The sequence below is a fragment of the Moorena sp. SIO2C4 genome, assembly GCF_010672485.1.
Taxonomy (GTDB): Bacteria; Cyanobacteriota; Cyanobacteriia; order Cyanobacteriales; family Coleofasciculaceae; genus Moorena; species Moorena producens.
This window is the reverse complement of sequence record NZ_JAAHGN010001368.1, coordinates 1-1,631: the sequence shown is the minus strand read 5'-3', so window position 1 is coordinate 1,631 and position 1,631 is coordinate 1. Positions and strand designations below refer to the sequence as shown.

3 protein-coding genes and 1 pseudogene are annotated in these 1,631 nt (G+C 42.4%); 2 read left to right on the top strand and 2 right to left on the bottom strand.

Annotation, left to right across the window (positions count from 1 at the left end):
* Positions 1-56 precede the first annotated feature (56 nt).
* Positions 57-209 (bottom strand): hypothetical protein, encoded by a 153-nt coding sequence (locus tag F6K20_RS37670; protein WP_154659873.1) that lies wholly within the window; start codon positions 207-209, stop codon positions 57-59.
* A gap of 95 nt (positions 210-304) precedes the next feature.
* Here F6K20_RS37670 and proX point away from each other — a divergent pair, with 95 nt between their 5' ends.
* Both proX and F6K20_RS37660 read left to right on the top strand, forming a co-directional pair.
* Complete coding sequence (proX, locus tag F6K20_RS37665) at positions 305-1,345, top strand: glycine betaine/L-proline ABC transporter substrate-binding protein ProX (RefSeq protein ID WP_008187666.1); 1,041 nt, start codon at positions 305-307, stop codon at positions 1,343-1,345.
* Positions 1,309-1,551: a hypothetical protein gene (locus tag F6K20_RS37660; RefSeq protein WP_131827049.1), complete on the top strand. Its 243-nt coding sequence runs from the start codon at positions 1,309-1,311 to the stop codon at positions 1,549-1,551. The genes proX and F6K20_RS37660 overlap by 37 nt, the downstream gene beginning before the upstream one ends.
* On the opposite strand, the pseudogene F6K20_RS37655 reads toward F6K20_RS37660, so the two are convergent.
* A pseudogene (locus F6K20_RS37655) lies at positions 1,487-1,631 on the bottom strand (glutamate 5-kinase); the annotation flags it as partial. The gene F6K20_RS37660 and the pseudogene F6K20_RS37655 sit on opposite strands and share 65 nt — an antisense overlap.

Genomic DNA, 1,631 nt, shown 5'->3' with positions numbered 1-1,631 from the left:
TTCCGTAAGATAGCATTGGAAACCAGTGTTTAAGCAAGAAATTGGGCGTTGCTGAATCAACGAATCAATAGGAGTAGAGTGGGCATCCTGCCCGCTGCGCGAAATAGCAGTAGAGTAGGCATCCTGCCCGCCCGACCAGTAGAGTGGGCATCCTGCCTGCCCGGAAATGAAACAGGCAACATGCCCATGCCACCAACAGCCCATTCCACCCTATGATCCGTAGTCGGGATTGCGCCTTACCAGGATTTCAGGCAAAATCTAGCTGTAACATCCCGATAGCACCTGATCAAATAGAATCCAAGAAATGACCATCAGGAAAATCAATCAATTTATTTGTATTATCCTAGCAGCAGCTCTATGCCTCAGTTTAATCGCCTGTGAAGCACAGACCCCAAATGGGAGTCAATCCACAGCAGGTAAAGGAGTCAAGGTCAGTTCTGCATCCTCGGTTTCCACCTATGCCTTATTTGTTTCCGAAATCATCAATATTGGTTTGGAAAAGGTTGGTTATAAACCTGCAGCAATAAAACAACTTAGTATTCCCCTGGCACACATTTCTGTCAGGAATGGCGACGTAGATTTCTACAGTGTTCATTGGCAAAATATACACAAAAAATTCTTTTTAGAAAACGGTGGTGACCAAAAATTAGAAAAGGTGGGAGTAATTATTGCTGATGGTTTGCAAAGCTATCAGATAGATAAAAAAACTGCTGAACAATACAAAATTACTAATTTCGGACAACTAAAAGACCCCAAAATTGCCAAGCTTTTTGACTCTGATGGAGATGGCAAAGCTAACTTAACTGGTTGTAATCCAGGTTGGGGGTGTGAGTTGGTAATTGAACATCAGCTGGATGCTTACAAGTTGCGCGATACCGTTGAACATGACCAAGGCAACTATGATGTTCTCTTGGCCGCCACATTGGGTCGCTATAAACAAGGACAACCTATTTTATTTTATAGCTATAGTCCCCACTGGTCAGTGACAGTATTAAAGCCAGGAGAAGATACCATTAGATTAGAGGTTCCTTTTATTTCACTACCTAAAGAACAGGAAAATATAACCGAAAAAGATACTACTATTAACGGAAAAAATGTGGGTTTTGCTGTGGATAAAGTTCGGGTGATGGCAAACAAGAAATTTTTAGCAGCAAATCCAGCTGCCAAACGCCTGTTTGAGTTGATGACAGTTCCAATTGACGATGTGAATGCTCAACAAAAACTGGTACAAGATGGTGAAAGTAGCCCAAAAGATATTCGCCGCCATGCCGAAGAATGGATAAAGAAAAATCAGCAACTCTTTGATAGTTGGGTAGAATCAGCAAAAAAGGCAGCCACGAATTAAAAATATCCTCAAAACACCGTTATCTAGCGTTGATCAGAGCTATCAGGTATACAGGATTTTTTCCCGATTCCCGATTCCCGATTCCCTACTCCCTACTCCCTACTCCCTACTCCCTACTCCCTACTCCCTACTCCCTACTCCCTAATTCATCAGTACCAAGTTATCCCGATGAACCACAGTTTCTGCCCCCTTGTAACCCAAAATAGTCAGGATTTGTTCGGATTTATGCCCTCGAATCTTATGTAATTCATTACTGTTGTAGTTCACCAGTCCCCTAGCAATTTCA

Coding starts and splice junctions, on each gene's coding strand:
- proX (WP_008187666.1), top strand. CDS start 305: ATGACCATCAGGAAAATCAATCAATTTATTTGTATTATCCTAGCAGCA.